Below are 25,725 nucleotides of genomic sequence, written 5' to 3'. Positions count from 1 at the left end.
GCTCAGCCCTCGACCTGATTTTGCGGCGTGCCGGCCGCCCAGGCTGCAATGTTCTGCAACGTCGTAGCAGCGATTGCACCCAGGGCTTCACGGGTCAGGAAGGCCTGATGCGCGGTGACGATCACGTTGGGGAAGGTCAGCAGGCGCGCCAGCACATCGTCCTGCAGCGGCAGGTCGGAACGGTCCTCGAAGAACAGCTGCGCCTCTTCTTCATACACATCCAGCCCCAGATAACCGAGTTGGCCGTCTTTCAGCGCGTCGATCAGCGCCGGCGTGTCCACCAGACCGCCGCGACCGGTATTGATCAACATGGCGCCGGCTTGCATGTGCGCCAGTGACTCGCGGTTGATCAGGTGTTTGCTCTGCTCGTTGAGCGGGCAGTGCAGGCTGATGATCTGCGATTCGGCCAGCAGCTCGGGCAAACTCAAATAACGTGCACCGAGGGCTTCGACCTGTGGATTGGGGTAAGGATCATAGGCCAGTAGCCGGCAGCCGAAACCGTTCATGATTTTCGCGAAGGTCGCGCCGATTTGCCCGGTGCCGACCACGCCGACCGTTTTGCCCACCAGGTCGAACCCCGTCAGCCCGTGGAGGCTGAAATCCCCTTCGCGGGTGCGGTTGTAGGCACGGTGCAAACGACGGTTGAGCGCCAGGATCAGCGCCACCGCGTGTTCGGCCACCGCGTGGGGTGAGTAGGCCGGAACCCTCACGATCGACAATCCCAGGCGCTTCGCCACCGCCAGGTCGACATGGTTGTAGCCGGCCGAGCGCAGGGCAATCAGGCGTGTGCCGCCCGCTGCCAGGCGTTCGAGCACCGGGGCGCCGAGGTCGTCATTGATAAAGGCACAGACCACTTCGTGATGTTCCGCCAGCGCTGCCGTGTCGAGGCTGAGTCGCGCCGATTGAAAGTGCAGCTCGATGCCGGCAGGGAGGTCGGCGCCGAGAAAACTGTCGCGGTCGTAGGTCTGGCTGCTGAATAGAATCGTACGCATTACTTCCTCCTTGTCCCGGTCACCTGTAGGAGCCGGCTTGCTGGCGATAGCGGCGTGTCAGTCTGCATTTATGTCACTGACCCACCGCCATCGCCAGCAAGCCGGCTCCTACAATGATTGCGGTGAGACTAGCGCTGATGGTGATCAACGCCATTGCGTTGCATCAAGCATTGATACGGGCATGCGCCGCCAGGCGATTGATGGCGCGGTCGAGGTCTTCCAATGCGCCCGGAGCCTTCGGGTCCTGTTGCTTTAGCAGGGTTTCGCTGCGCTGGCAGGCAGCGCGCAGCTGCGGCACGCCGCAATAACGGGTGGCGCCGTGCAGGCGGTGTACGCGCTCGATCAACGCGTTGTGATCGTTGGTTTCCCGGGCGAAGCGGATGGCTTCGCGGTCGGCTTCCAGCGATGCCAGCAACATCGCCAGCATGTCCGCCGCCAGATCCGCCTTGCCCGCCGCCAGCCGCAACCCTTCTTCGTGATCCAGCACTTGCAGCTCGTGGCTGCCGCCGTGACTGTCGCTGGAACGCTCGGGCCCCTGATTGCGCAATGCCAGGCCGGTCCACTTCAACACCACCTGAGCCAATTGCCGCTCGCTGATCGGTTTGGTCAGGTAATCATCCATGCCGCTTTGCAGCAGCGCGCGTTTTTCGTTGGCCATCGCGTGAGCGGTGAGGGCCACGATCGGCAGCGGCGTGCAATGCCTTTCGCTTTCCCACTGGCGAATGGTTTCGGTGGTCTGGCGCCCGTCCATGCCAGGCATCTGCACGTCCATCAACACCAGATCGAAGGTCTCGGTCTGCACCGCTTTGACGGCGGCATAGCCGCTTTCCACCGCAAGCACCTTGGCGCCAAGGTCTTCGAGCAGGGTTTGCACCAGCAACAGATTGGCCGGGTTGTCATCGACGCAGAGCACCTTCGGCGCGCGGCTGGACACCGGCTCGCCGGGATCGCTACGTTGCTGGCGCGGATTGACCAGATCGGACAAGGCCCGGCGCAACTTGCGCGTGCAGGCCGGTTTGGCCTGGAGCTGGCTGTGCGGGTTCGGCACCGAGAGGTGGAACAGCGTCTGTTCGGTGGTCGGGCACAGCACCAGCACTTTGCAGCCGAGGTGCTCGAGGTCCCAGATATGCTGGTTGAGGCGCTCCGGCGGCATGTCGTTGCTGGTGATGCCAAGCACGGCGAGGTCGATCGCCAGATCGGTCTGGTGTGCGCCGGTCACGCCATTGGTCAGGCTTTCCAGAGTGTTGAACGGGGTGACTTCCAGGCCACAGTCTTCCAGTTGATGCTGCAACGCCTGACGGGCCAGTTCGTGGTTCTCCAGCACGGCGACCCGGCGTCCGAGCAACGGCGGGCCGGGCAGGTCTTCGGCGTCGTCGCGGGTTTTCGGCAGGCTCAGGCTGATCCAGAATTCCGAGCCTTCGCCCGGCGTGCTGTCGACGCCGATCTCGCCGCCCATCTGTTCGATCAGGCGCTTGGAAATCACCAGCCCCAGGCCGGTGCCGCCGGGTTGCCGGGACAGTGAATTGTCGGCCTGGCTGAAAGCCTGGAACAGCGCGCGCACGTCCTCGTTCGACAGGCCGATGCCGGTGTCCTGAATACTGATGCGCAGTTGCACGCTGTCTTCATGCTCGTCTTCGAGCATGGCGCGGGCAACGATGGTGCCTTCGCGGGTGAACTTGATCGCGTTGCTCACCAGGTTGGTGAGGATCTGCTTCAGGCGCAGTGGATCGCCGACCAGCGACAGCGGCGTGTCGCGATAGACCAGGCTCACCAGTTCCAGTTGTTTGGCGTGGGCGGCCGGGGCGAGGATGGTCAGGGTGTCCTGGAGCAAATCGCGCAGGTTGAACGGAATGTGGTCGAGCACCAGTTTGCCGGCCTCGATTTTCGAGAAGTCGAGGATCTCGTTGATGATCCCCAGCAGGCTGTCGGCGGATTTTTCGATGGTGCCCAGGTAGTCGAGCTGACGCGGGGTCAGTTCGCTTTTTTGCAGCAGATGGGTGAAACCGAGAATGCCGTTGAGCGGCGTACGGATTTCATGGCTCATGTTGGCGAGGAACTCGGATTTGATCCGGCTCGCCTCCAGGGCTTCCTTGCGCGCCAGGTCCAGCTCGATGTTCTGGATTTCGATGGTTTCCAGGTTCTGGCGCACGTCTTCGGTGGCCTGATCGATGCTGTGCTGCAATTCTTCCTGGGCGTTCTGCAGGGTGCCGGCCATGCGGTTGATGCCGGACGCCAGTTCATCGAGCTCCTGACTGCCGAGCGGCGGCAGGCGGGTTTCCAGGTGACCGTCCTTGAGCTGCGCCACCGCTTGCTTGATCTGGCTCAGCGGCCGATTGATCGTACGGCCCATGCGCAATGCCAGCAGCGCCGCACCGGCGAGGCCCGCGCCGATCAACAGCAGGCTGGCGAACAGGCTGCGATAACCGCGCAGCAGCATGCCGTTGTGGGACAGTTCGAGTTCGACCCAACCCAGCAGGCGGTCAGACTCCTCGGGTATCAGGTCACCGGCCAGGTTGCGGTGTTTGCCGAACACCGGCAGCAGGTAACGCGTCGCATCGTTGCCGCTGCGGCGCAACATTTGCGAGCCATTGCCCAACGGCGCCGGATTGAGCATGGTCGGGCCGGCATGCGCAAGCGACGTGCGGTCCGGGGCGAGGAGCGTCACCGCGCGCACATCGGGCGTTTCCAGTGCTTGGGTGGCGATGCGTTCCAGCAGGTCGGTGTCCTTGTGGCTCATGGCCGGCGCGACAAGGGGCGCGAGCTGTTCGGCGATCATTTCGCCACGCTGCATGAGTTGGGTTTGCAGGTCGGATTGCTGCATCCAGGTGAAATAGCCGCCCAGCACCAAGGCCATCAGGCTGGTCGGAAGCAAGGTCAGCAACAGCACGCGGCCTTTTATTCCCAGTTTCTTGAGCACGCCTCTCTCCTGCATCCAGCCATTTAAGAACCTGCGCGTACATCCGGTACACGCCACTTGCGCAGTGTAGCGATTTGCTTGCGGGCAATCCTCGTAAAATTGATGACGTCATTCGTCGGGCAGTCCAGCGCTTTTGCGTGGCTGGCAAACCTTGGGTTGCCCCCGGCGAGGCAATCTTGAATAATCATCAACTGAGAATTATTTGCAGATACTCATGACTCCCATCTCTGTTGGCCATCCCCGAATCCTCTCCATCGAAGACGACCTGGTGCTCGGTGCTTATGTGCACGAGCAACTGGGTCGTAGCGGTTTCCAGGTGACCTGGTGCCAAAACGGCCAGGAAGGCCTGGCGATTGCCCGTGAGCAAGCCTTCGATGTGGTGCTGATGGACATTCTGCTGCCGGGCATGAACGGATTGAACGTGCTGACCCAATTGCGCCAGAGCCATTCCACCCCGGTGGTGCTGATGTCGGCACTGGGCGCCGAAGCCGATCGCATCAGCGGTTTCCGCCTCGGCGCCGATGATTATTTGCCCAAGCCCTTCAGCATGGCCGAGTTGCGTGTGCGCATCGAAGCGATCCTGCGGCGCGTCGCACTGGATCGTCGCCCGGCCGTGGCGCCGGTTGCCTTGGTGGCGGACAGTCTGCGTTTCGACGATGAATGCTTCGAGGTGTTCTATGGCGAACACGCCGCCGGCCTGACCCGCAGCGAGTACCGGTTGCTGGACACCCTCCATCGCAACGGCGATGAGGTGCTGAGCAAAGCCTTCCTTTATCAGCACGTGTTGCAACGGGGTTACGCGGCTCACGACCGCAGCCTCGACATGCACATCAGCCAGATCCGTCGCAAGCTCAAGGCCATCGGCTACACCGAACGGGAAGTGCGCACGGTGTGGGGCAAGGGCTATGTCCTGAGTGCTGACCATGAAGTGGTCTGACCTGCCGGGCAGGCATTCGCTGTTCTGGAAACTCGCCTGTCTGCTGGTGGCGTTCTGTCTGCTGATGATCTGGCTGAGCTGGTCCTGGGGCCGCTACATGGAACAGCGCAACCAGTTTCTCTCTGACGAAGCCCGAGGCACTCTGACGCGCTATGCCGCCGAAGCCGAACAGGCATGGGAGCAGGGGCAGAGCGCAGGTGTCGATGCCTGGCTGCAGGATATGCGACAGCGTGAAAAGGGCTGGGTGGGTGTGATTGGCGGCGATTTGCAGTCGTTGAGCAGCCAATCGCTGACGGACCAGGAAATCCAGCGCCTGACTTTTCTGCGTGGCCTGGACTGGCCCATTCACAAAAAACGCCTGCCGTGGCTGCGCGTACCGTTTCCCGGCGACTCATCCGTCGGCAGCGTGGTGATCGAACTGCCCCAGCGGTTCAAGCCGGGGCGCTACCGGGTGTTCTGGCGCGTCATCACCAACGGCGTGATTCCCGGACTGTTCACCTTGCTGTTGTGCGTCGGGCTGTATCGATTACTGGTCGTGCCCCTCAATCAACTGCGCGAGCAGGCCAATGCGTGGCGCGCCGACCAGTTGGGCGTGCGCCTGTCGAGCCGCACGACCAATCGCTGCGATGAACTGGGTGAGCTTGGCCGCGCGTTCGATCACATGTCCGAGCGCCTGCAAAGCACGGTGGCCCTCCAACAACAGCTGCTGCGCGACCTGTCCCACGAATTGCGAACACCCTTGAGCCGTTTGCGCGTGGCGAGCGAGGGTGAGCAAAGTCTGGTGCAACTGCGTGAACGCATTGGTCGCGAAGTGGATGGCATGCAACGGTTGGTCGAAGACACGCTGCAACTGGCCTGGCTCGACACCGAGCGTACGCCCTTGCCCGACGAGGCGATCCAGATTCAGGCACTGTGGGAAATGCTCACGGACAACGCCTGCTATGAAAGTTGCTGCCCCACCGACCAATTGCAGTGCGCGGTGGATTCATCCTGCTGGGTGCGCGGCAATCTCAACACCTTGGCCCAGGCGCTGGAAAACATCCTGCGCAATGCCATTCGCCATTCACCGAAGGGCGGCATCGTGCGTCTGGATGGAAGGCGTGAAGGCGGTTACTGGCATCTGTGGCTGGAGGATGAAGGGGGCGGGGTGGCTGAAGAGGATCTTGAGCGGATCTTCTCGCCGTTTACGCGGCTTGATGGTTCGCGGCCGGGGAATGGCGGGTTCGGGTTGGGGCTGAGCATTGCAAGGAATGCGGTACAGCTGCAGGGCGGGCGGCTTTGGGCTGAGAACACTGGGGCAGGGTTGCGGCTGAACATGCGGTTGGTGGCTGATGACGCCATCGCGAGCAGGCTCACTCCCACAGTGGATGTGTGCCGACCGCAAATGGTGTGATCACCCCCTGATTCCCTGTGGGAGCGGGCTTGCCCGCGAAGAGGCCCTCCCGTCCGCCAATGCTTTGATTTTGCCGGAGCGTTCCGGGGTTTCTGTACGACATTTCCCAAAGGGTATCACCGGTCATTTCAAGCATCTTTGACGGTTTAAGCTCACGCTTTAACTCATGTTCAAGGAATCAGGCATGACTGCAATCCACGTTTCCGGCAACACAACCGACGACCGTTTCAATGAAGTGCTTGCACTGATTCACGGTGCCAGGCAACAGGCGATACAGACGGTGAATACCCAGCTGATCGAGTTGTACTGGCAGGTTGGTGGTTATATCAGTCGCAAGATTGAACTGGCTGAATGGGGTGATGCCGTGATCAGTCAGTTGGCTGAGCATCTGGCCCGGACGCAGCCCGGGTTGCGTGGTTTTACCCGGCCAAATCTGTTCCGCATGCGCCAGTTCTACGAGACTTATCGGGGCGACGCAATTGTCTCACCACTGGTGAGACAATTACCCTGGACCCATAACATGATCGTCCTAAGCCAAAGCAAACACCCGGAAGAGCGCGAGTTTTATCTGCGTATGGCCGTTCAGGAAAAGTGGTCGAAGCGCGAGCTGGAACGCCAGTTAAAGGCTGCACTGTTCGAACGCAGTATCACCCAACCGGCAAAAGCCTCCGCCGCGCTGAAACAAACTCACCCCTCGGCACTTGAGATATTCCGCGACGCCTACATGATCGAATTTCTCGACTTGCCCGGTGCCCACGCCGAAACCGATCTGCATCAGGGTTTACTGGCACGCCTCAAGGAGTTTCTGATCGAGCTTGGCCGCGATTTCTGCTTTGTCGGTTCCGAATACCCGCTGCAAGTTGGCGGCCGGGATTTCGCCCTGGACCTGTTGTTCTTCCACCGTGGGCTCAACTGCCTGGTGGCCATTGAACTAAAGGTCGGTCGTTTCGAACCGGAGTACCTGGGCAAGCTGAATTTCTATCTGGAAGCGCTGGATCGTGGTGAGCGCAAGCCCCACGAAAACCCTGCCATTGGGGTATTGCTTTGTGCCAGCAAGGAAGATGAAGTGGTCGAGTACGCCCTTAATCGCAGTCTGTCGCCAGCGCTGATTGCCGAGTACCAGGTTCAGCTACCGGACAAACAATTGCTTCAGGCCAAGCTGCATGAGTTCTATGCCTTGAATGCTGCGCAGGCGAAAGAAGGCTGAATCAGTCCCTTATTCCCATAAGCCATAAGCACCGCACTTTGCGTGATATGGCCTTCCAACGTTTGCCGGTATGATAGGCGCCCCCGCAGTCTGGATTGCGAATACGCCATGACCTTGCAGTACCCAACCATCGCCGATTGCGTCGGCAACACTCCGCTGGTTCGTTTGCAGCGCCTGCCCGGCGCCACCAGCAATACCCTTTTGCTCAAGCTCGAAGGGAACAACCCGGCGGGTTCGGTCAAGGACCGGCCGGCGCTGTCGATGATTACCCGCGCCGAGTTGCGTGGGCAGATCCACGTCGGCGATACGCTGATCGAAGCGACCTCGGGCAACACCGGGATCGCCCTGGCCATGGCCGCCGCGATCAAGGGTTACAAGATGATCCTGATCATGCCGGACAACTCCAGCGCCGAGCGCAAAGCCGCGATGACGGCGTATGGCGCCGAGCTGATCCTGGTGACCCAGGAAGAAGGCATGGAAGGCGCACGCGACCTCGCTCAGCGAATGGAAGCCGAGGGCCGTGGCAAGGTGCTGGACCAGTTCGCCAACGGTGATAACCCGGAAGCGCACTACACCACCACCGGCCCGGAAATCTGGCGTCAGACCGAGGGCACCATCACCCATTTCGTCAGTTCGATGGGCACCACGGGCACCATCATGGGCGTGTCGCGCTACTTGAAAGAGCAGAACGACAACGTGCAGATCATCGGCCTGCAACCGATGGAAGGCTCGGCGATCCCGGGCATCCGTCGCTGGCCGCAGGAATACCTGCCGAAGATCTACCAGGCCGATCGCGTGGACCGCATCGTCGACATGGCGCAAAGCGAAGCCGAGGACGTGACCCGTCGTCTGGCGCGCGAAGAAGGCATTTTCTGCGGCGTGTCCTCGGGCGGTGCCGTGGCAGCGATGCTGCGCCTGTCCAAAGAAGTTGAAAACGCGGTGATCGTCGCGATCATCTGCGACCGTGGCGACCGTTACTTGTCGACCGGCATTTTCGACGCGCCCAACTGATGGCCAAGCACGAGAGAGGCCTGCGCTTCCAGCCCACCGGCGGCAGCAAGGCCCCGCAAATTCCGACCGGCAAAAAGCAGCGCCTGACTATAGAGCGCCTGGCGAATGACGGTCGCGGTATCGCGTTTTTCGAAGGTCGCACCTGGTTCGTCATCGGCGCATTGGCCGGTGAAGAGGTCGAGGCGCGCGTGTTGGGCGCTCACGGCAAAGTAGTCGAGGCGCGCACCGAGCGTGTGTTCCAGGCCAGCGAACTGCGTCGTCCGGCACCGTGTCCGCATGCCGGTCGCTGTGGCGGTTGCAGCGTGCAACATCTGCCGCACACCGAACAACTTGCCCTGAAACAGCGCATGCTCGCCGAGCAGTTGTCGAAGGTCGCCGGTGTCGAGCCCGAAGAATGGGCCGCGCCGTTAAGCGGTCCGGAATTCGCTTACCGCCGTCGCGCCCGTGTAGCGGTGCGCTGGGACATGAAAGCGAAAAAACTCGAAGTCGGTTTCCGCGCCGCTGGCAGTCAGGACATCGTTGCGATCAACGAATGCCAGGTGCTGGTACAGCCCTTGCAACCGATCATGACCCGCTTGCCGGAAATGCTCCGCCGCTTGAGCAAGCCTCAGGCGCTGGGGCATGTGGAATTGTTCAGTGGTTCGTCGTTGGCGGTTTTGCTGCGGCACATGGCGCCGTTGTCTGAATCCGATCTGACGATCCTCAAGGATTTCTGCTCGTTTCATGAAGCTCAATTGTGGCTGCATGGAGAGGGCGAACCACAACCGGTTCAAGCCGATCAGTCTTTGGGCTATCGCCTTGAACAGTGGGATTTGAACCTGGCGTACCGGCCGGGAGACTTCATTCAGGTCAACGCGGCGGTCAACGAAGCGATGGTTGCCCAGGCGCTGGACTGGTTGAAGCCGACAGCGGATGAGCGCGTTCTCGATCTATTCTGTGGGTTGGGTAACTTTGCCTTGCCGCTGGCCAAAGCGGTTCGCGAAGTGGTGGCAGTCGAAGGTGTGCAGGCGATGGTCGAGCGCGCAACTGCGAACGCCGCTAGCAACAATCTTCATAATGCGAAGTTTTTTCAGGCCGATTTATCCCAGCCTTTGACCGATGCCGAATGGGCGCGCGAAGGCTTTTGTGCGGTACTCTTGGACCCACCCCGTGACGGTGCTTTCGAGGTGGTGCGCAAGCTCAAGTCGATGGGTGCCGAGCGGTTGGTGTATGTGTCATGCAATCCGGCAACGCTGGCGCGCGACACAGTGGAATTGATCAAGCAGGGCTACCGGTTAAAACGTGCCGGGATTCTCGATATGTTTCCTCAGACGGCACATGTCGAAGCCATGGCGTTATTTGAAGCGAGTTAGGAAGGCTCGTCTGGTCCGACTGGCCCGCCCGTGCAGCCGCGTACCAGCCCGACGTGGGCTCATGGGCAGCGAAGGTCAGCGATTTGACGCATTGAATCTGCGTCGTAGGGAAGGTAAGCAAGATGGTACAGGTGAGAGCACACCAGCCGATCAACACCGACGGCAGTATCAATCTCGAGGCTTGGCTCGATCATGCGGTCAGTGTCGATCTGGCACTGGATCGCGAAGCCTTGAAAGAAGCCTGCGAGTACGCTCGCGAGGCAGAACAACAAGCCAATGCGGCGAAGAATTTGTGGTCCGAGGGAAACTCCAGTTTCCGCACCGGCCTTGAAATTGCCGAGATCCTCGCCGACCTCAAGCTCGATCAGGATTCGCTGGTCGCTGCGGTCCTGTACCGAGGCGTGCGCGAAGGCCAGATCCAGTTGCCGGCGGTCAGCCAGCGTTTTGGTCCCGTGGTGGCCAAACTCATCGACGGCGTGCAACGCATGGCGGCGATCAGCGACAGCCTGAGCCCGCGTAAATCCATGGTGATGGGCACTCAGGGCCAGGTGGAAAACCTGCGCAAGATGCTCGTGGCCATGGTCGACGACGTGCGTGTCGCGCTGATCAAACTGGCCGAACGCACCTGCGCGATCCGTGCGGTGAAAACCGCCGACGACGAGAAGCGCAACCGCGTCGCCCGGGAAGTCTTCGACATCTACGCGCCGCTCGCCCACCGTCTCGGCATCGGTCACATCAAGTGGGAACTGGAGGACTTGTCCTTCCGCTACCTCGAGCCCGATCAGTACAAGCAGATCGCCAAGTTGCTGCACGAGCGGCGCCTGGATCGCGAGCGTTTCATCGCCGATGTGATGAACCAGCTGAAAGTCGAATTGCAGGCCACCGGCGTCGATGCCGACATCAGCGGCCGGGCCAAACACATCTATTCGATCTGGCGCAAAATGCAACGCAAGGGTCTGGAGTTCAGCCAGATCTACGACGTTCGCGCCGTTCGCGTGCTGGTGCCGGAAATGCGCGACTGCTACACCGCGCTCGGCATCGTCCACACCTTGTGGCGGCACATCCCGAAAGAGTTCGACGACTACATCGCCAACCCGAAAGAGAACGGCTACCGCTCGTTGCACACGGCGGTGATCGGGCCTGAGGGCAAGGTGCTGGAAGTGCAGATCCGCACCCATTCCATGCACGAAGAGGCCGAGCTGGGCGTTTGCGCGCACTGGCGCTACAAGGGCACCGATGTCAAGTCCGGCTCCAACCACTACGAAGAGAAAATCTCCTGGCTGCGTCAGGTGCTCGAGTGGCACGAAGAGTTGGGCGACATCGGCGGCCTGGCGGAACAGCTGCGGGTCGATATCGAGCCGGACCGGGTGTACATCTTCACCCCCGACGGTCACGCCATCGACTTGCCGAAAGGCGCGACGCCGCTGGACTTCGCCTACCGCGTGCACACCGAGATCGGTCACAACTGCCGTGGCGCGAAGATCAACGGGCGCATCGTACCGCTCAACTACAGCCTGCAAACCGGTGAGCAAGTCGAGATCATCACCAGCAAGCACGGCACCCCGAGCCGCGATTGGCTGAACCCTAACCTGGGTTACATCACCACCTCGCGGGCGCGGGCGAAGATCGTTCACTGGTTCAAATTGCAGGCACGCGATCAGAACGTCGCGGCCGGTAAAACCCTGCTCGAACGCGAACTCAGTCGCCTTGGCTTGCCGGCGGTGGATTTCGACAAGCTGGCCGACAAGGCCAACATGAAGACTGCCGAGGACATGTTCGCCGCGTTGGGCGCAGGCGATTTGCGCCTGGCGCAACTGGTGAACCTCGCACAGCAACTGGTCGAGCCGGAACGCGGCAACGAGCAGCTGGAACTGATTCCGCGCAAGGCCACCGGCTACAAACCGGGCAAGCGCGGTGACATTCAGATCCAGGGCGTCGGCAACCTGATGACGCAAATGGCGGGCTGCTGCCAGCCGTTGCCGGGCGATGCCATCGTCGGTTACATCACCCAGGGCCGTGGCGTGAGCATTCACCGTCAGGACTGCGCCTCGGTGCTGCAACTGGCCGGTCGCGAGCCTGAGCGGATCATCCAGGTCAGCTGGGGTCCGGTGCCGGTGCTCACCTATCCGGTGGACATCATCATCCGTGCCTACGACCGTTCCGGTTTGCTGCGTGACGTCTCGCAAGTGCTGCTCAACGAGCGGATCAACGTGCTGGCGGTCAATACCCGCTCGAACAAAGAGGACAACACCGCGTTGATGTCCCTGACCATCGAGATTCCGGGGCTGGATGCGCTTGGGCGGTTGCTGGGGCGGATATCCCAGTTGCCGAACATCATCGAAACCCGGCGTAACCGTACGCCTTGAGATGATCCATGTAGGAGTGAACCTGCTCGCGATAGCGGTGTATCAGTCACGATCAATGCTGACTGACACGCCCCCATCGCGAGCAGGCTCACTCCTACAGGGTTTTGTGGTGAGAGATAAATGATGTACAGCCTTGAAGATTTGCTGCACCTGATGAGCCGTTTGCGTGACCCGCAGTTCGGCTGCCCGTGGGACATCAAGCAAACCTACGCGACCATCGTCCCGCACACCCTTGAAGAAGCCTACGAGGTCGCCGACGCCATCGAGCGTGGAGACTTCGATCACTTGCAGGGTGAGCTGGGCGATTTGCTGTTCCAGGTGGTTTATTACAGCCAACTGGCCCGGGAAGAAGGGCGCTTCGAATTTGCCGGCGTCATCGACAGCATCACCCGCAAGTTGATCCGTCGTCATCCCCACGTGTTCCCCACCGGCGATCTGTACGCGCCGCTGGATGTTCCGCGTCTGAGTGAAGAGCAGGTCAAGCAGCGCTGGGAAGAAATCAAGGCTGAAGAGCGCGCCGAGAAATCTGTGGCGCCGCAACAACTGTCCTTGCTCGACGACGTGCCCGCCGCGCTGCCGGCGTTATCCCGTTCGGCCAAGTTGCAGAAACGTGCAGGGCAGGTCGGTTTCGACTGGCCGGATGCGTTGCCGGTGCTGGATAAAGTCCGCGAAGAGCTCGATGAAGTGCTCGAAGCCATGGCCGACAATGACTCGGCAGCGATTGCCGATGAAGTCGGTGACCTGCTGTTTTCCGTGGTCAATCTGGCGCGTCATTTAAAGGTCGATCCGGAAACCGCCTTGCGCGGTGCCAACAGCAAATTCGAAAGACGCTTCCGTTTTATCGAACAGGCATTGCGCGACACCCACCGTCCCATAGAAGATTGCACCCTCGAAGAGTTGGACGCCTTGTGGGGCGAAGCCAAACGTCAGGAAAAGAATTTGCCCAGCTGCGGTTGAGCAGTGGCCTAAGTGAGAAATAAGCACCATGAGCATTTCCCTTCGCGACCAGTTGCTAAAGGCAGGGCTGGTCAACCAAAAGCAGGCCAAACAGGTCGGCAAAGAGAAGCAGAAGCAGCAGCGTCTGGTCCATAAAGGTCAGATCGAACAGGACGACACCCAGCAGCGTCTGGCGCAGGAAGCACTGGCCGAGAAGGTCAAGCGTGACCAGGAGCTGAACCGTCAGCAGCAAGAGAAAGCCGAGGCCAAGGCCCGTGCCGCGCAGGTCAAGCAATTGATCGAAGTCTCGCGCCTGCCGAAGCTGACCACCGAGGACTACTACAACTTCGTTGACGACAAGAAGGTCAAGCGCCTGTCGGTCAACGCGCTGATGCGCAACAAGCTCAGCAACGGTTCGCTGGCGATCGTGCACCATGCCGGCGGTTACGAGGTGATCCCGCGTGAGGCGGCCCTGAAGATCCAGGAGCGCGATCCGCAGCGCATCGTGCAGCTGAATGTGCAGACCGAAGAAGCGGCAGCTGAAGACGATCCGTACGCGGCCTATCAGATTCCTGATGATCTGATGTGGTAAGCGGTTAACGACTGCTACAACGACAAACCCCGCTCATGGCGGGGTTTGTCGTTTTCAATGCTGTCGTTGCTTATGCGGATCGGAGCTCTCGTTGTTGCTCCAGTGTTTCCAGTTCGGCCTTGTAGCTGTGGGCGTCGGTTTCGGAGTGGAACATCCCTACCAACATGCCTTGTTGGTGTACGTCCCAGATGCGGATGCCGGCGGCTACGCCTTCGTGGGATTTATGTGAATCGTCGCGTTCAGTTACTTTTACAGTCATCTGCTAGCTCCAATCTCTGTGATATCTGCAGCAAGGCGTGTGCAGGACTCAGTTATATGTTTGGTTAGCTTGCTAAGTAAACGACTGCATTTGGTAACGCACTCTTGCCAATTCTGCAAAAGTGCTGCAGCCCGCGTAATACGCGACATTCGGTCGCAGGGCTTTGGGTTTCATGACAAAAGCTTCATGTTTCCAGCAAACAAAGCCTGTAGGAGCCGGCTTGCTGGCGATGAACGATAACGCAATGCGTCTGAACAACCGCGTCGACTGGATCGCCAGCAAGCCGGCTCCTACAGAAGAAATCGCAGTGAATTTATTTTCTTCAGACAAAAAAACGCCCCGAACCAGTCGGGGCGTTTTTGTGTGCAGCGTAGCGGCGGGGTATTACTTACCCTGCCAGCGCTTCAGTACCAAAGTAGCGTTGGTACCACCGAAGCCGAAGCTGTTGCTCATCACGGTGTTGAAGGCGACGTCTTCGCGAGTCTTGGTCAGGATCGGCATGTCTGCCACCGCCGGGTCCAGCTCGTCGATGTTGGCGGAACCCGCCATGAAGTTGCCTTCCATCATCAGCAGGCAGTAGATCGCTTCGTGAACGCCAGCGGCGCCCAGGGAGTGACCGGACAGGCTCTTGGTAGAGCTGATGGCCGGAGCCTTGTCGCCGAATACCGCACGCACGCCTTCCATTTCCTTGGTGTCGCCGACCGGAGTCGAGGTACCGTGGGTGTTCAGGTAGTCGATAGGTGCGTCAACGGTGGACATGGCCATCTGCATGCAACGGATGGCGCCTTCACCGCTTGGGGCAACCATGTCGTAGCCGTCGGAGGTCGCGCCGTAGCCAACGATTTCCGCGTAGATTTTCGCGCCGCGAGCCAGAGCGTGTTCCAGCTCTTCGACCACCACCATGCCGCCACCGCCGGCGATGACGAAACCGTCACGCTTGGCGTCGTAGGCGCGGGAGGCCTTTTCCGGGGTTTCGTTGTACTGGGTGGACAGTGCGCCCATGGCGTCGAACAGGAACGACTGGCTCCAATGTTCTTCTTCACCGCCACCGGCAAATACGATGTCCTGCTTGCCCAACTGGATCTGCTCGACCGCAGTACCAATGCAGTGAGCACTGGTGGCGCAGGCGGAGGAGATCGAGTAGTTCACACCCTTGATCTGGAACGGTGTGGCCAGGCAGGCGGAAACGGTGCTGCCCATGGTCCGCGTCACGCGGTATGGACCAACGCGCTTCACGCCTTTCTCGCGCAGGATGTCCAGCGCTTCCATCTGGTTCAGCGTGGAGGCGCCACCGGAACCGGCGATCAGGCCGGTACGCGGGTTGGAGACTTGCTCATCGGTCAGACCGGAGTCGGCGATGGCGTCTTTCATGGCCAGATAGGCGTAAGCCGCCGCGTGGCCGACGAAGCGATAGATCTTGCGATCGATCAGCTCTTCGAGGGGAAGGTCGATGGAGCCGGAAACCTGGCTACGCAGACCCATTTCGGCATATTCCGGGTTGAACCGGATGCCAGGGCGGCTTGCACGCAGGTTAGCGGAGACGGTCTCTTTGTCATTGCCCAGGCACGAAACGATGCCCAGACCAGTGATAACGACGCGGCGCATGCGGATAACCCTTAGAAGTTGTCAGTGGAGGTGAAAACGCCGACCCGGAGGCCTTCGGCGGTGTAGATCTCGCGACCGTCGACAGTCACCGAACCATCGGCGATGGCCAGGTTCAGCTTGCCTTTGAGGACGCGCTTGATATGAATGTTATAGGTCACTTTCTTCGCGGTCGGCAGAACCTGACCAAAGAACTTCACTTCGCCCGAACCCAGGGCGCGGCCACGGCCCGGCAGGCCTTGCCAGCCGAGGAAGAAACCGACCAGTTGCCACATGGCGTCGAGGCCCAGGCAGCCTGGCATCACCGGGTCACCTTCGAAGTGACAGGCGAAAAACCACAGATCCGGAGTGATATCCAGCTCGGCGACCAATTCACCTTTGCCGTACTTGCCGCCTTCTTCGCTGATCAGGGTGATGCGATCCACCATCAGCATGTTCGGGGCGGGCAGTTGCGCGTTACCCGGGCCGAACAGCTCACCGCGACTGCAGCGCAGCAGGTCTTCCCGAGTAAAGGCGTTTTGTTTGGTCATGCGAGCTCCTCAATAGTCCCATGCGGCAGGTGGGGCAAATCTTCCCGACCGATCGAAGCGTTCATGCCTCGAATCGGCAGCCTACTCATAGACTATTGCGTTGTGGTGAAAGTCACAGCACCAAGGACATGAATGTACACTTGTGCACTGAAATTATTATTCAAGCCCCTTTTCGGGCCTGTTCGGGTGCCTAAGACTGCCGCACTTTCGCCTTTCACGCCAGTCGCAGATGGTCGAAAGGCCTGCACTACTGCACCCATCGCTGCAGAATTTGCTGTAGATCAGTGCGTTTGAAGGGCTTGGCCAGGTAATCGTTCATTCCCGCCGATAAACAGGCTTCGCGGTCGCCCTGCAAGGCGTTGGCGGTCAGCGCGATGATCGGAAGGTCAGTGCAGCCGGGTAGTTGGCGGATCTGGCGGGTGGCCTCGTAGCCGTCAATGATCGGCAGTCGGCAGTCCATCAGAATCGCTTCGAAAATCAGACTTTCGGCACTTCGCACCGCTTGAGCGCCGTCGGTGGCGACGCTGACAGTAAAGCCCAGACTGCGCAACATTGCTTCGATAACGGTCTGGTTGACCGGGTTGTCCTCGACCAACAGCACATTGCGCCCCTCACCGTCACCGCTGCCGGTCGGTGTGCGCGGTGTCAGTACCGGCAGTTTCTGTTTATACAGTGCCAGCGGGATTTCCAGGGTGAACACCGAGCCGCGACCTTCCTCGCTCTGGGCGCGCAAGGTTCCGCCCATGCGTTCTGCCAGGGTGCGGGCAATCGGCAGCCCCAGCCCGGTGCCGCCGTAACGCCTTGAAATAGAACTGTCGGCCTGCTGGAACGCGTTGAACATCAATTCCAGGCTTTCGGACGAGATACCAATCCCGCTGTCGCGCACGGTGCAGGTGAACCACAACAGTTCGTGATCCAGCGACTGCCACTGCGGCTCGATGCTGACGCGTCCTTTTTCGGTGAACTTCAGCGCATTGCCCACCAGGTTCACCAGGATTTGCCGGATCCGCGTCGGGTCGCCCTGCACCTGCAAGTCACGCATGTCCTCGGGAATCAGCAACGCCAGGTCGAGCCCGCGTTGTATCGCGCTGTGCGAGAACGACTGGGCGCAACTGCCGATCAGGTCCTCGAGGTTGAACGGGATGTGCTCCAGTTCCAGCTCTGAACGTTCAATGCGCGAGAAGTCGAGAATGTCGTTGATGACTTTAAGCAAGTGCTCGGTGGACTCCGAGGCCAGCGCCGCGTACTCGACCTGCTCCGCGGTCATGTCGGTGGTTTCCAGCAGTTGCAGCATGCCGAGCACGCCATTCATCGGTGTGCGCAATTCATGGCTCATCATCGCCAGGAAGTCCGATTTGGCGTTGTTGGCTTTTTCCGCCTCTTCGCGCGTCTGGATCAACTGCGCCATGGCCTGATGCTGTTCGCGGCTGGCCTGTTCCAGGCCGCTGGCGAGGTTGTTGATGTGCTGCGACAGCGCGCCGAGTTCGGTGTCGTCGACAATCGGCAATGGCGTTTTGTAGTCGCCGCTCTGGATCGCCTTGACCGCGTTGCCGATGTCGCGGATCGGCTGCGACAGGCTGCCGGCTAGGCGCCGGGCAATCAGGAATGTGAACAGCAGGGCGAACAGCGCGAGGACACCGGCCTTGAAGAGGATTTCCTGTTGGCGCTTGCTGAAGGCGTCATTCGACAGGCCGACGATCACCCGCCCCAGATAATCCTCGGCGGGGGCGGCGCCAGTGACTTTGCCACCCTGGAAGAAATCATTGTGCAGTGCGATGCGTTGCAAGCGCACTGGCGCCTGGAACACTTCGACCTGTTGCGAGCGGGTGTGGGTTTCTGAGGGGTGCTCGACGTACACCAGAATCCGGTTGGCGCTGTCCTGGACTTCCAGAAAGCGCACATTAGGCGTGGCCAGGGTGGCCTTGAGCAAACTTTCAAGCACCTCGTTGTTGCCGGAAATCACCCCGTACTCGGCGGCCGGCGCCAGTTGGTTGGCGATCAGCTGGCCGGTGTGATTGAGCTCCTGACGCAAGTCCTGGATCCGCACGAAGGTGAAGAAACTGATCAGCAGCAAGGTCAGCAGCAGGGCAGGGCCGAGGCTGATGATCTGGGTTCGCGTGTTGATGTCCCAACGACGACGGAAAGTCATGGGCGGCGTTCTCCTTCGGCCAGCTGTGTTGCGACCAACGCTTCATTAATCTGTTCAATGCCTAACGAACGAGCCACTTGTGGGTTACTCAATACTTTGAAGCGATTGGCGTAGTGCGTGCGCGGCCACGTGGCCGGTGGTCGGTCCAGCAGGTCGTCGAGAATCGCCAGCCAGTCGCTCTGGTCGCTGTAGGTGCTGGTCAGGCTTCCGGCCTTGACGAACCCGGCGTTGGGGCCGATCAATGCGGTTTGCCGTGTGTAGCTGCTGAGCAGCAGGTTTTTCGCGGTTTTGGGGTTGTACAGGTCGGGATCGTCGAGGCCCAGCAGCACGTCACTGTTTTTCAGCAGTGTCTGCAACGGTCGGCTGTCATGGGTATTGTCCCAGCGCTCGGTGACGATTTCGAAACCCAGGGGCTTGGCGATCTCGCGCAGTTCGCTCAGGAGAAATTCGCTGTGGCTGTCGTAAAGCACCCCGACCCGTTTGACCTGAGGCAACAGGATTCGGGTCAGGCGCAATTGCCGATCCAGCGGCGGGTCGCTCCACAACAGGCTCAAATGCGCCGGCACAGTTGCCCCCAGGCGTTGACGGGCTTGCAGGCGGCTGATGCGCAGCACCAGCGTCGCCGGGCCTCGGGCGTCTTGCAGGCGCCAGTCGAGGCTCGGCAGATCCAGCAGGATCAACCGGGTGCCGGCGGGCAATTTGTCCGGTGTCGGCAGATTGGCCAGTGGCTGAAAGCGAACGTTGTCGGCCGGGCGCAGGTCGCTCAGGGCCTTGGCGAAAGACCGCATGCCCGCGCTGTCGTCGGCGCCGGCCAGCAGAATTTCGGCAGCGTGTACCGAAAGGCTACCCAGCCATCCGGCAAACACCAGGCACAACCCGGCCAGCAGGCGGCCAGGGTTTGGCATCATCCGTGATAGAGAGCGCACCATTTAGAACGCCAGCTCCGCGCTGAAGTAGAGCACTCGCCGCTCGTCGTAGCGGTTGTCGATGAACGTCGTGGGTTGATTGTCGAGGCGCTGTTGAAGCACGCCGGCCAGTTCCAGGCTGGCCTTGCCCAGGCCAACGCGCTTGGCGATGCGCGTGTCGACCCGCTCAAAGCGATAGCCGTTGAGCGCGTCGTCACCATAGTAGAAGAGCGCGCTGTTCCAGCCGTGGCCCCAATCGCGCAGCCAACCGGCGGAGCCGCTGTTGCGTGCGGTCTGTTGCGCATCCAGCGGGTTGCTCGCCTCGGCATCGACGTAGGCGTAGGTCAGGCGCAAGCGATCGGCACTGCTCAGACGCCAGTCGAGTTGGGTTTCCGTACCGGTGAAGCGCGAGCTGTTGGCGTTGCTGGCGATGTACTGATTGTTGCGTAGCGGCTCGCTGATCATGCCGGTGATTTCGTCGTGAAACACCTTCACGTCCACCGCCAGCCTCCACTCGGCGAAGTAGCCGTTGTAGCCCAGTTCCCGCGAGCGCATGTGTTCCTGGTCGAGATTGCCGGGACCGCGGGTCTTGACGAAATAGCGGGCGCTGTTCTGGCCGTAGGCAGCGGGTTGCAGGTTGGTCACCCGGTAACTCCAGTTGACGTTGTTCTCGAACATGTCCGGCGAGCGGATGGCTTCCGAATACACCGCACGCAAACCGTGGCGCGGATTGATCAGATAGTTGACCGCCACGCGCGGTGTCAGCGAACTGCCGATCAATTGCGTGTCTTCGAACATCGCACCACCCTGTAACAGCCAGTGTTCGCTGGCGCGCCACTCGAGCTGGCCGAACGCGCGCCATGTCGTGTCGTCGAGCGTGCCATTGAAGTAGGTCTCGGAATCTGCCCGGTCGTAACGATAGTTCAGGCCGCTGACCAGTCGCAGACTGTCGGACAGGCTGAGGGTGTCTTGCAGTTCGAGGTCGTAGCGCGTCTCGCGGGTGCTCTGGTCGATGTCGCCGCACAAGGTTTGGCGGGCGCCGTTGCGCCACTGGTCGAGCACTTTACTGGCCAAGGCTTTTTCTGTCGGCGTGCCGGACGGTGCGCCGAGGCCGACGTAGCGCTCGATATTGCGCGCCAGGCGCTCGGTGTAATTCGGATTGAGCTGCCAGAGCTCGGTCAGTTCAGGGCTGAACGAAACCTCGGCGTCGCAGGCGCGCCAGGTCTGCTGACGATCCCAGTGCTGGGCCGAGCCCTGGATATAAAGGCTGTGATCAGGATTAACATCGAGGTTCCAGCGCAGGGAACCGGCATAGTCCTTGGCCTCAACGTCGGAATTGTTCCCGGCGGCGGTAATCCCCGAAAACACCGGGCGGTAGGTATAAGGCCGCTGGTTGCTGCCGTCCTTGGCATTCAATTGCCAATCGAGGCTTTGCTGTTCGTTGAGCGTCTGGCTGACGGCGAGGTTGAAGCGGTTCAAGCGGCGGCTGTCGCGATAATCGGCGCCGCTGCGGTCCGAGTCAAAGCCGTCGTCCTGCTGGCCGGACAGCGACAGGCGCATGTCGCCACCGTCCCAACCCACGCCCTGACTGGCGTAAAAGTCATCGATGCCGCGCTGGCCACGGGTGACTTTGACCCGCGTGCCATGGCTGTCGGCCGGGTTGCGGGTGATGATGTTGACCACCGCCATCAACGCATTGGCGCCATAGCTGACCGTGTTCGGGCCGCGGAAAACCTCGATGCGCTCGATGTCTTCCATGGCCACCGGAATGTCGCTCCAGTCGACCGTGGCCAGGCCGGCGCGGTACACCGAGCGCCCGTCGATCAGCACCTGCATGCGCCGCGCTTCGCTGGCGTTGGTGCCGTGATAGTTCACCGCCGCCTGATTGCCGCTGATGTTGCCGACCATCATCCCCGGCACCAGTCGCAGCAATTCACTGATGTCACGGGCACCACTGGCGTTGATCAGTTCGCTGTCGATCACCGTCATGCTTCCCGGAACCGCCGCCGGCGACTGTTTAAGACGCGTAGCCGTCAGCACTTGCGGCACCGGCTCGTTGTCGAGAAACAGGTCGTCGGCCAGCAATGGCGGGCTGAATATCAGCGCCAGGACCAGCGGAGAGCGAGGTGCAGCGGGGCCAAACGACACAACACATCCTTGATAGCGATTAATTGGCGCGCATGTTAACCGAGCGGGTCGACTTTTTCAGTCACGATGCCGGCATTTTCCTCGGATTTATCCGTCTTCTTTCTACAAGTGCCGGTAATTGACGCGGGGGCTGGCCGCCACTGGGCCGCTCCGTATAATGCCGACATCGCCATTGGTATGGATTAACGGATTGCATATGACTGAACAGCGCCCAATTGCGGTCCTGGGAGGCGGAAGTTTTGGTACCGCCGTGGCTAATCTGCTGGCCGAGAACGGGCATCAGGTCCGGCAGTGGATGCGTGACCCCGAGCAGGCCGAGGCCATTCGGGTCAATCGCGAGAATCCGCGTTACCTCAAGGGCATCAAGATTCTGCCGGGAGTGGAAGCGGTCACCGACCTGCAAGCCACGCTGGACGCCTGCGATCTGTGTTTTGTCGCGCTGCCTTCCAGCGCGCTGCGCGCGGTGCTGGTTCCACACGCCGATCGCTTGAGCGGCAAGTTGCTGGTGAGCCTGACCAAAGGCATCGAAGCCCACACCTTTAAACTGATGAGCGAGATCCTCGAAGAAATCGCCCCGCAAGCGCGCATCGGCGTGCTGTCCGGACCGAACCTGGCCCGTGAAATCGCCGAGCACGCGCTGACCGCCACGGTAGTCGCCAGCGAAGACGAAGAACTCTGCCAACGGGTTCAGGAAGCGCTGCACGGGCGCACCTTTCGCGTGTACGCCAGCGCCGACCGTTTCGGCGTGGAGTTGGGCGGGGCGCTGAAAAATGTCTACGCGATCATCGCCGGCATGGCGGTGGCGCTGGGCATGGGCGAAAACACCAAGAGCATGCTGATCACCCGGGCGCTGGCGGAAATGACCCGCTTCGCGGTGAATCAGGGCGCCAACCCCATGACCTTCCTGGGGCTGGCCGGGGTGGGGGACTTGATCGTCACCTGTTCGTCGCCGAAAAGCCGTAACTACCAGGTTGGTTTCGCCCTCGGTCAGGGCTTGAGCCTGGAAGACGCGGTGACACGCCTGGGCGAAGTCGCTGAAGGTGTGAACACTTTGAAAGTGCTCAAGTCCAAGGCTCAGGAGGTGGGCGTGTACATGCCGCTGGTCGCCGGATTGCACGCGATTCTGTTCGAAGGGCGCACGCTGAATCAGGTGATTGAATTGTTGATGCGTGGCGAACCGAAAACCGACGTCGACTTTATTTCCACCAGTGGTTTCAACTGATCACGCTGTTAAAACAGGCAGGGAATTGCACATGAACGATCCGAAAACAGAAGCCCAATACGAATCCATCCTGCTGCGGGTGTTGTGGATGATTGTCTTCCTGCTGGTCTGGCAGGTGGCGCAGTTCATCCTCGGCGCCGTGGTGCTGGTGCAACTGGTCTATCGTTTGATCTATGGCGCCCCGAGCGCCAGCCTGATGAATTTCGGCGACAGCCTGAGCCAGTTCCTGGCGCAGATCGGTCGTTTCGGCACGTTTCACAGCGACCAGAAACCCTGGCCGTTCGCTGACTGGCCGACGCCGCGTACACCGGAAGGTGAAGCGCCACACGTCGTGGCGCCTGCGCCGCATCCGGCCCGAGATGAGGAACCCAAGCTATGAAACTCTGGGTATTGCGTCATGGTGAAGCCGAGCCGCACGGCAAACGTCCTGATTCCGAGCGGGCATTGACCGCCCACGGTCGCGAAGAGGTGCTGCGCTCGGCAGCCGAGTTGATGGACAAAAAACTGACCGCGATCTATGCCAGCCCCTACCGGCGTGCGCAGGAAACTGCACAACTGGTGCGCGAGACGCTGGGGTTCGGGCCGGAAATTCGCACGGTCGAATGGTTGACCCCCGAGTACAGCCCGCAAGTCGTTTCGGAGCAACTGGTGTCCGTGGATCGCGCCTTGCTGGTCAGTCATAACCCGTTGGTGGGTAATTTGCTGGGTTATCTGCAGCATGGTCATGTGCAGGACCCTGAAAGGGTGGCCACCGCCGGTCTTGCGGAACTGGAAGGCGATTTGCCGCTGGCCGGAGCGATGAAGCTCAACAGCATCAAGCACCCGTAAAGCTGCCGCCACCAATCCCCTGTAGGAGCGAGCCTGCTCGCGATGGTGGTGAACGATAACGTGTGATTTCAGGAAAAACGCGTCATCGTTCACCACCATCGCGGACAAGTCGGACCGCCGCACCGCTCGCTCCTACAGTGCTCAGCGTGTGGCTGATTTTTTGTAATGAAATAGTCAACCAAGCAATCGCTTGGTTGACTACGCTTGCTCCAGACCAAAAATAAAGGAGCGAGTCGCATGTCTGCTGCTTTTCGTTTGCCGCTGGACGTCTTCTACGAGCGCGAATCCCGTCATCCCCGCCAGCGCTTTCTGGTCCAGCCCACGGGTGGTGGCCAGGTCGAGACCCTGACCTGGGAAGACGTCGGCCATCAGGCTCGCTGCGCCGCGCACTGGCTGCGCGCCCGTGAACTTCCGCAAGGCAGCCACATCGCCCTGATCTCGAAAAACTGCGCCCACTGGATCATCGCCGACCTGGCGATCTGGATGGCCGGGCATGTGTCGGTGCCGTTGTACCCGAACCTCACTGCCGAATCCGTCGCGCAAGTACTCGAACACTCCGAAGCGACGCTGGCGTTCATCGGCAAACTCGACGACTGGCCCGGCATGTCCCGCGGGGTCAATCCCGACTTGCCGACCATCAGCCTGCCGTTGCACCCGCCGGGTACCTTCGATTTCAGTTGGGCCGACCTGCAAGCCTGCTCACCTATCCAGGACGACCCCAAACCTGCCGCTGACCAACTGGCGACCATCATTTACACCTCCGGCACCACCGGCATGCCCAAAGGCGTCATGCACAGCTTCGGCAATCTGGGGTTCGCCACCACCCGAGGCACGCAGTTGTTCGGCCTCAATGAGTCGGATCGGTTGCTGTCTTACCTGCCGCTGTGCCATGTCGCCGAACGCATGTTCGTCGAACTGGCGTCCATCTACACCGGGCAAACCGTGTTCTTTGCCGAGAGCCTCGACACCTTTCTCACCGATTTGCAGCGGGCGCGACCCACTGCGCTGTTCGGTGTGCCGCGCATCTGGACCAAATTCCAGATGGGCGTGTACGGCAAGATCCCGGCAAAACGCCTCGACTTTCTGCTCGGGCTGCCCTTCATCGGCAAACGGGTAGGGCACAAAGTACTCGCCGGGCTGGGGCTGGATGCCTTGCGCGTCGCGTTGTCCGGCGCCGCGCCGGTGCCGCAGACGTTGTTGCTGTGGTACCGCAAACTCGGGCTGGACGTGCTGGAGGTCTACGGCATGACCGAAAGCTGCGGGTTCGCACATCGGCCGGCCCGGCGACAACAAACCGGGCTGGATCGGCAAGCCTTGCCCCGACGTTGAAGTGCGGATCGCCGAATCGGGCGAGGTCTTGGTGCGCAGTGGCGCAACCATGCTCGGGTATTTCAAGGAACCGGAAAAAACCGCCGACACCATCACCGAGGACGGCTTCCTGCGCACCGGTGACAAAGGCGAACAGGACGCCGAAGGCAACCTGCGCCTGACCGGCCGCCTGAAGGAAATTTTCAAAACCAGCAAAGGCAAATACGTGGCCCCGGCGCCGATCGAAAATCGTTTGGCGGTGCATTCACGCATCGAGCAAGTGTGCGTGGTCGGCGATGGGTTGAGCGCGCCGCTGGGGTTGTGCGTGCTCTCGGCAGTCGGGCAGCAGGACGCCGGCGGAACCGCGCGTGCCGGCCTGCATTCAAGCCTGGAAAAACTTCTCGAAGAGGTCAACGGCGCCCTCGACAAACATGAGCGCCTGCGCCGGCTCGTTGTCGTCAAAGACAGCTGGGCCGTGGAAAACGGCTTCCTGACGCCAACCCTGAAGATCAAGCGCAACGTGATCGAAGCGGCTTACGGCCCCCGGTTCGAAGAATGGAGCGAGCATAGCGAAGCGGTGCTGTGGCAGGATTGAGCCACGAATAAAACCAACAAAGGATGTGTGCAATGAGTTTGTGGCGTACCACTCCCAACATCGAGCAGTTGAACGCGATCCAGAAAAACACCATCGGCGAAGTGCTGGATATTCGCTTCGAAGCCTTCGACGAAGAGTCCCTGACCGCGAGCATGGTCATCGATCATCGCACGCACCAGCCTTATGGTTTGCTGCACGGTGGTGCCTCGGTGGTGTTGGCTGAAACAGTCGGCTCCATGGCCAGTTATCTGTGCATCGATGCCAGCAGGTTTTACTGCGTAGGCCTTGAGATCAACGCCAACCATTTGCGGGGGCTGCGAAGCGGACGGGTGACGGCGGTGGCCAAACCGATTCACATCGGGCGCACGACCCATGTCTGGGACATTCGGTTGACCAGCGATGAGGGCAAGGCCAGTTGCGTGTCGCGGTTGACCATGGCGGTGGTGCCGTTGGGGGAAGCGCCGCCAAGGCAGTGA

The 25,725-nt window shown here is 60.7% G+C and carries 21 protein-coding genes and 1 pseudogene; 13 read left to right on the top strand and 9 right to left on the bottom strand.

Features of this window, described 5'->3' with window-relative positions; translation table 11 throughout:
* Nucleotides 1-2 precede the first annotated feature (2 nt).
* Together IB254_RS26740 and IB254_RS26735 are read right to left on the bottom strand one after the other, a co-directional pair.
* Nucleotides 3-992 (bottom strand): 2-hydroxyacid dehydrogenase, encoded by a 990-nt coding sequence (locus IB254_RS26740; protein ID WP_192420399.1) that lies wholly within the window; start codon nt 990-992, stop codon nt 3-5.
* A gap of 163 nt (nt 993-1,155) precedes the next feature.
* The gene (locus IB254_RS26735) at nt 1,156-3,909 is read right to left on the bottom strand and encodes a response regulator (protein ID WP_192420397.1); all 2,754 of its coding nucleotides are present in this window, start codon (nt 3,907-3,909) and stop codon (nt 1,156-1,158) included.
* 214 nt (nt 3,910-4,123) lie between these two features.
* On the opposite strand from IB254_RS26735, the gene IB254_RS26730 reads away from it, so the two are divergent.
* The 8 genes from IB254_RS26730 (at nt 4,124) to IB254_RS26695 (ending at nt 13,703) form a co-directional block, all read left to right on the top strand.
* Nucleotides 4,124-4,846, top strand: a complete 723-nt coding sequence (locus tag IB254_RS26730; RefSeq protein WP_008041637.1) for a response regulator transcription factor — start codon at nt 4,124-4,126, stop codon at nt 4,844-4,846.
* Nucleotides 4,833-6,239 (top strand): sensor histidine kinase, encoded by a 1,407-nt coding sequence (locus tag IB254_RS26725; protein ID WP_192420395.1) that lies wholly within the window; start codon nt 4,833-4,835, stop codon nt 6,237-6,239. The genes IB254_RS26730 and IB254_RS26725 overlap by 14 nt, the downstream gene beginning before the upstream one ends.
* 184 nt (nt 6,240-6,423) lie before the next feature.
* Nucleotides 6,424-7,446 carry a PDDEXK nuclease domain-containing protein gene (locus IB254_RS26720; RefSeq protein ID WP_192420393.1) on the top strand — a complete coding sequence of 341 codons (1,023 nt, stop codon included), beginning with the start codon at nt 6,424-6,426 and terminating at the stop codon, nt 7,444-7,446.
* 108 nt (nt 7,447-7,554) lie between these two features.
* Nucleotides 7,555-8,457, top strand: coding sequence for a cysteine synthase CysM (gene cysM / locus IB254_RS26715; RefSeq protein ID WP_008029320.1), 903 nt, complete (start codon nt 7,555-7,557; stop codon nt 8,455-8,457).
* Complete coding sequence (gene rlmD, locus IB254_RS26710) at nt 8,457-9,809, top strand: 23S rRNA (uracil(1939)-C(5))-methyltransferase RlmD (protein ID WP_192420391.1); 1,353 nt, start codon at nt 8,457-8,459, stop codon at nt 9,807-9,809. The genes cysM and rlmD overlap by 1 nt, the downstream gene beginning before the upstream one ends.
* Nucleotides 9,810-9,931: 122 nt before the next feature.
* On the top strand, nt 9,932-12,175 hold the full coding sequence (gene relA, locus IB254_RS26705; protein ID WP_008029318.1) for a GTP diphosphokinase: 2,244 nt from the start codon (nt 9,932-9,934) through the stop codon (nt 12,173-12,175).
* Nucleotides 12,176-12,298: 123 nt separating this feature from the next.
* The gene (mazG, locus tag IB254_RS26700; RefSeq protein ID WP_192420418.1) at nt 12,299-13,132 is read left to right on the top strand and encodes a nucleoside triphosphate pyrophosphohydrolase; all 834 of its coding nucleotides are present in this window, start codon (nt 12,299-12,301) and stop codon (nt 13,130-13,132) included.
* 28 nt (nt 13,133-13,160) lie between these two features.
* Nucleotides 13,161-13,703 carry a DUF2058 domain-containing protein gene (locus tag IB254_RS26695; RefSeq protein ID WP_008041629.1) on the top strand — a complete coding sequence of 181 codons (543 nt, stop codon included), beginning with the start codon at nt 13,161-13,163 and terminating at the stop codon, nt 13,701-13,703.
* A gap of 70 nt (nt 13,704-13,773) precedes the next feature.
* Here the strand turns inward: IB254_RS26695 and IB254_RS26690 are convergent, their stop codons facing one another.
* The 7 genes from IB254_RS26690 to IB254_RS26660 form a co-directional block, all read right to left on the bottom strand.
* Complete coding sequence (locus IB254_RS26690) at nt 13,774-13,962, bottom strand: hypothetical protein (protein ID WP_192420389.1); 189 nt, start codon at nt 13,960-13,962, stop codon at nt 13,774-13,776.
* Nucleotides 13,963-14,034: 72 nt separating this feature from the next.
* Nucleotides 14,035-14,292: a hypothetical protein gene (locus IB254_RS26685; RefSeq protein ID WP_192420386.1), complete on the bottom strand. Its 258-nt coding sequence runs from the start codon at nt 14,290-14,292 to the stop codon at nt 14,035-14,037.
* A gap of 54 nt (nt 14,293-14,346) precedes the next feature.
* On the bottom strand, nt 14,347-15,567 hold the full coding sequence (fabB, locus tag IB254_RS26680) for a beta-ketoacyl-ACP synthase I (RefSeq protein WP_008029314.1): 1,221 nt from the start codon (nt 15,565-15,567) through the stop codon (nt 14,347-14,349).
* A gap of 11 nt (nt 15,568-15,578) precedes the next feature.
* Nucleotides 15,579-16,094, bottom strand: a complete 516-nt coding sequence (gene fabA / locus IB254_RS26675; RefSeq protein WP_003179264.1) for a 3-hydroxyacyl-[acyl-carrier-protein] dehydratase FabA — start codon at nt 16,092-16,094, stop codon at nt 15,579-15,581.
* Between the two features lie 247 nt (nt 16,095-16,341).
* On the bottom strand, nt 16,342-18,243 hold the full coding sequence (locus IB254_RS26670) for an ATP-binding protein (protein WP_192420384.1): 1,902 nt from the start codon (nt 18,241-18,243) through the stop codon (nt 16,342-16,344).
* Nucleotides 18,240-19,172: an ABC transporter substrate-binding protein gene (locus IB254_RS26665; RefSeq protein ID WP_192420382.1), complete on the bottom strand. Its 933-nt coding sequence runs from the start codon at nt 19,170-19,172 to the stop codon at nt 18,240-18,242. The genes IB254_RS26670 and IB254_RS26665 overlap by 4 nt, the downstream gene beginning before the upstream one ends.
* Complete coding sequence (locus tag IB254_RS26660) at nt 19,173-21,296, bottom strand: TonB-dependent receptor plug domain-containing protein (protein WP_192420380.1); 2,124 nt, start codon at nt 21,294-21,296, stop codon at nt 19,173-19,175. It abuts the gene before it with no gap.
* Between the two features lie 196 nt (nt 21,297-21,492).
* Between IB254_RS26660 and IB254_RS26655 the strand changes: the two genes are divergently transcribed.
* The 5 genes and pseudogenes from IB254_RS26655 to IB254_RS26635 all read left to right on the top strand — a co-directional run bounded on the left by IB254_RS26655 (nt 21,493) and on the right by IB254_RS26635 (nt 25,725).
* Complete coding sequence (locus IB254_RS26655) at nt 21,493-22,518, top strand: NAD(P)H-dependent glycerol-3-phosphate dehydrogenase (RefSeq protein ID WP_192420378.1); 1,026 nt, start codon at nt 21,493-21,495, stop codon at nt 22,516-22,518.
* 31 nt (nt 22,519-22,549) lie between these two features.
* On the top strand, nt 22,550-22,897 hold the full coding sequence (locus IB254_RS26650; RefSeq protein ID WP_008029309.1) for a DUF4389 domain-containing protein: 348 nt from the start codon (nt 22,550-22,552) through the stop codon (nt 22,895-22,897).
* Nucleotides 22,894-23,346, top strand: coding sequence for a phosphohistidine phosphatase SixA (gene sixA, locus IB254_RS26645; RefSeq protein ID WP_192420376.1), 453 nt, complete (start codon nt 22,894-22,896; stop codon nt 23,344-23,346). Before IB254_RS26650 ends, sixA begins: the two co-directional genes overlap by 4 nt.
* Nucleotides 23,347-23,583: 237 nt before the next feature.
* A pseudogene (locus IB254_RS26640) lies at nt 23,584-25,249 on the top strand (AMP-binding protein).
* Nucleotides 25,250-25,281: 32 nt separating this feature from the next.
* Nucleotides 25,282-25,725 (top strand): hotdog fold thioesterase, encoded by a 444-nt coding sequence (locus IB254_RS26635; RefSeq protein WP_192227929.1) that lies wholly within the window; start codon nt 25,282-25,284, stop codon nt 25,723-25,725.

It is taken from the genome of Pseudomonas sp. PDM03, from assembly GCF_014852385.1.
Lineage (GTDB): Bacteria > Pseudomonadota > Gammaproteobacteria > Pseudomonadales > Pseudomonadaceae > Aquipseudomonas > Aquipseudomonas migulae.
This window is presented reverse-complemented; position numbering and strand designations above follow the sequence as displayed.

Bases quoted from the DNA above. Each gene is read 5' to 3' on its own strand.
- IB254_RS26740 (WP_192420399.1), bottom strand. From the start codon at position 992: ATGCGTACGATTCTATTCAGCAGCCAGACCTACGACCGCGACAGTTTT.
- IB254_RS26730 (WP_008041637.1), top strand. From the start codon at position 4,124: ATGACTCCCATCTCTGTTGGCCATCCCCGAATCCTCTCCATCGAAGAC.
- IB254_RS26725 (WP_192420395.1), top strand. From the start codon at position 4,833: ATGAAGTGGTCTGACCTGCCGGGCAGGCATTCGCTGTTCTGGAAACTC.
- IB254_RS26720 (WP_192420393.1), top strand. From the start codon at position 6,424: ATGACTGCAATCCACGTTTCCGGCAACACAACCGACGACCGTTTCAAT.
- cysM (WP_008029320.1), top strand. From the start codon at position 7,555: ATGACCTTGCAGTACCCAACCATCGCCGATTGCGTCGGCAACACTCCG.
- rlmD (WP_192420391.1), top strand. From the start codon at position 8,457: ATGGCCAAGCACGAGAGAGGCCTGCGCTTCCAGCCCACCGGCGGCAGC.
- relA (WP_008029318.1), top strand. From the start codon at position 9,932: ATGGTACAGGTGAGAGCACACCAGCCGATCAACACCGACGGCAGTATC.
- mazG (WP_192420418.1), top strand. From the start codon at position 12,299: ATGTACAGCCTTGAAGATTTGCTGCACCTGATGAGCCGTTTGCGTGAC.
- IB254_RS26695 (WP_008041629.1), top strand. From the start codon at position 13,161: ATGAGCATTTCCCTTCGCGACCAGTTGCTAAAGGCAGGGCTGGTCAAC.
- IB254_RS26690 (WP_192420389.1), bottom strand. From the start codon at position 13,962: ATGACTGTAAAAGTAACTGAACGCGACGATTCACATAAATCCCACGAA.
- fabB (WP_008029314.1), bottom strand. From the start codon at position 15,567: ATGCGCCGCGTCGTTATCACTGGTCTGGGCATCGTTTCGTGCCTGGGC.
- fabA (WP_003179264.1), bottom strand. From the start codon at position 16,094: ATGACCAAACAAAACGCCTTTACTCGGGAAGACCTGCTGCGCTGCAGT.
- IB254_RS26670 (WP_192420384.1), bottom strand. From the start codon at position 18,243: ATGACTTTCCGTCGTCGTTGGGACATCAACACGCGAACCCAGATCATC.
- IB254_RS26665 (WP_192420382.1), bottom strand. From the start codon at position 19,172: ATGGTGCGCTCTCTATCACGGATGATGCCAAACCCTGGCCGCCTGCTG.
- IB254_RS26655 (WP_192420378.1), top strand. From the start codon at position 21,493: ATGACTGAACAGCGCCCAATTGCGGTCCTGGGAGGCGGAAGTTTTGGT.
- IB254_RS26650 (WP_008029309.1), top strand. From the start codon at position 22,550: ATGAACGATCCGAAAACAGAAGCCCAATACGAATCCATCCTGCTGCGG.
- sixA (WP_192420376.1), top strand. From the start codon at position 22,894: ATGAAACTCTGGGTATTGCGTCATGGTGAAGCCGAGCCGCACGGCAAA.
- IB254_RS26635 (WP_192227929.1), top strand. From the start codon at position 25,282: ATGAGTTTGTGGCGTACCACTCCCAACATCGAGCAGTTGAACGCGATC.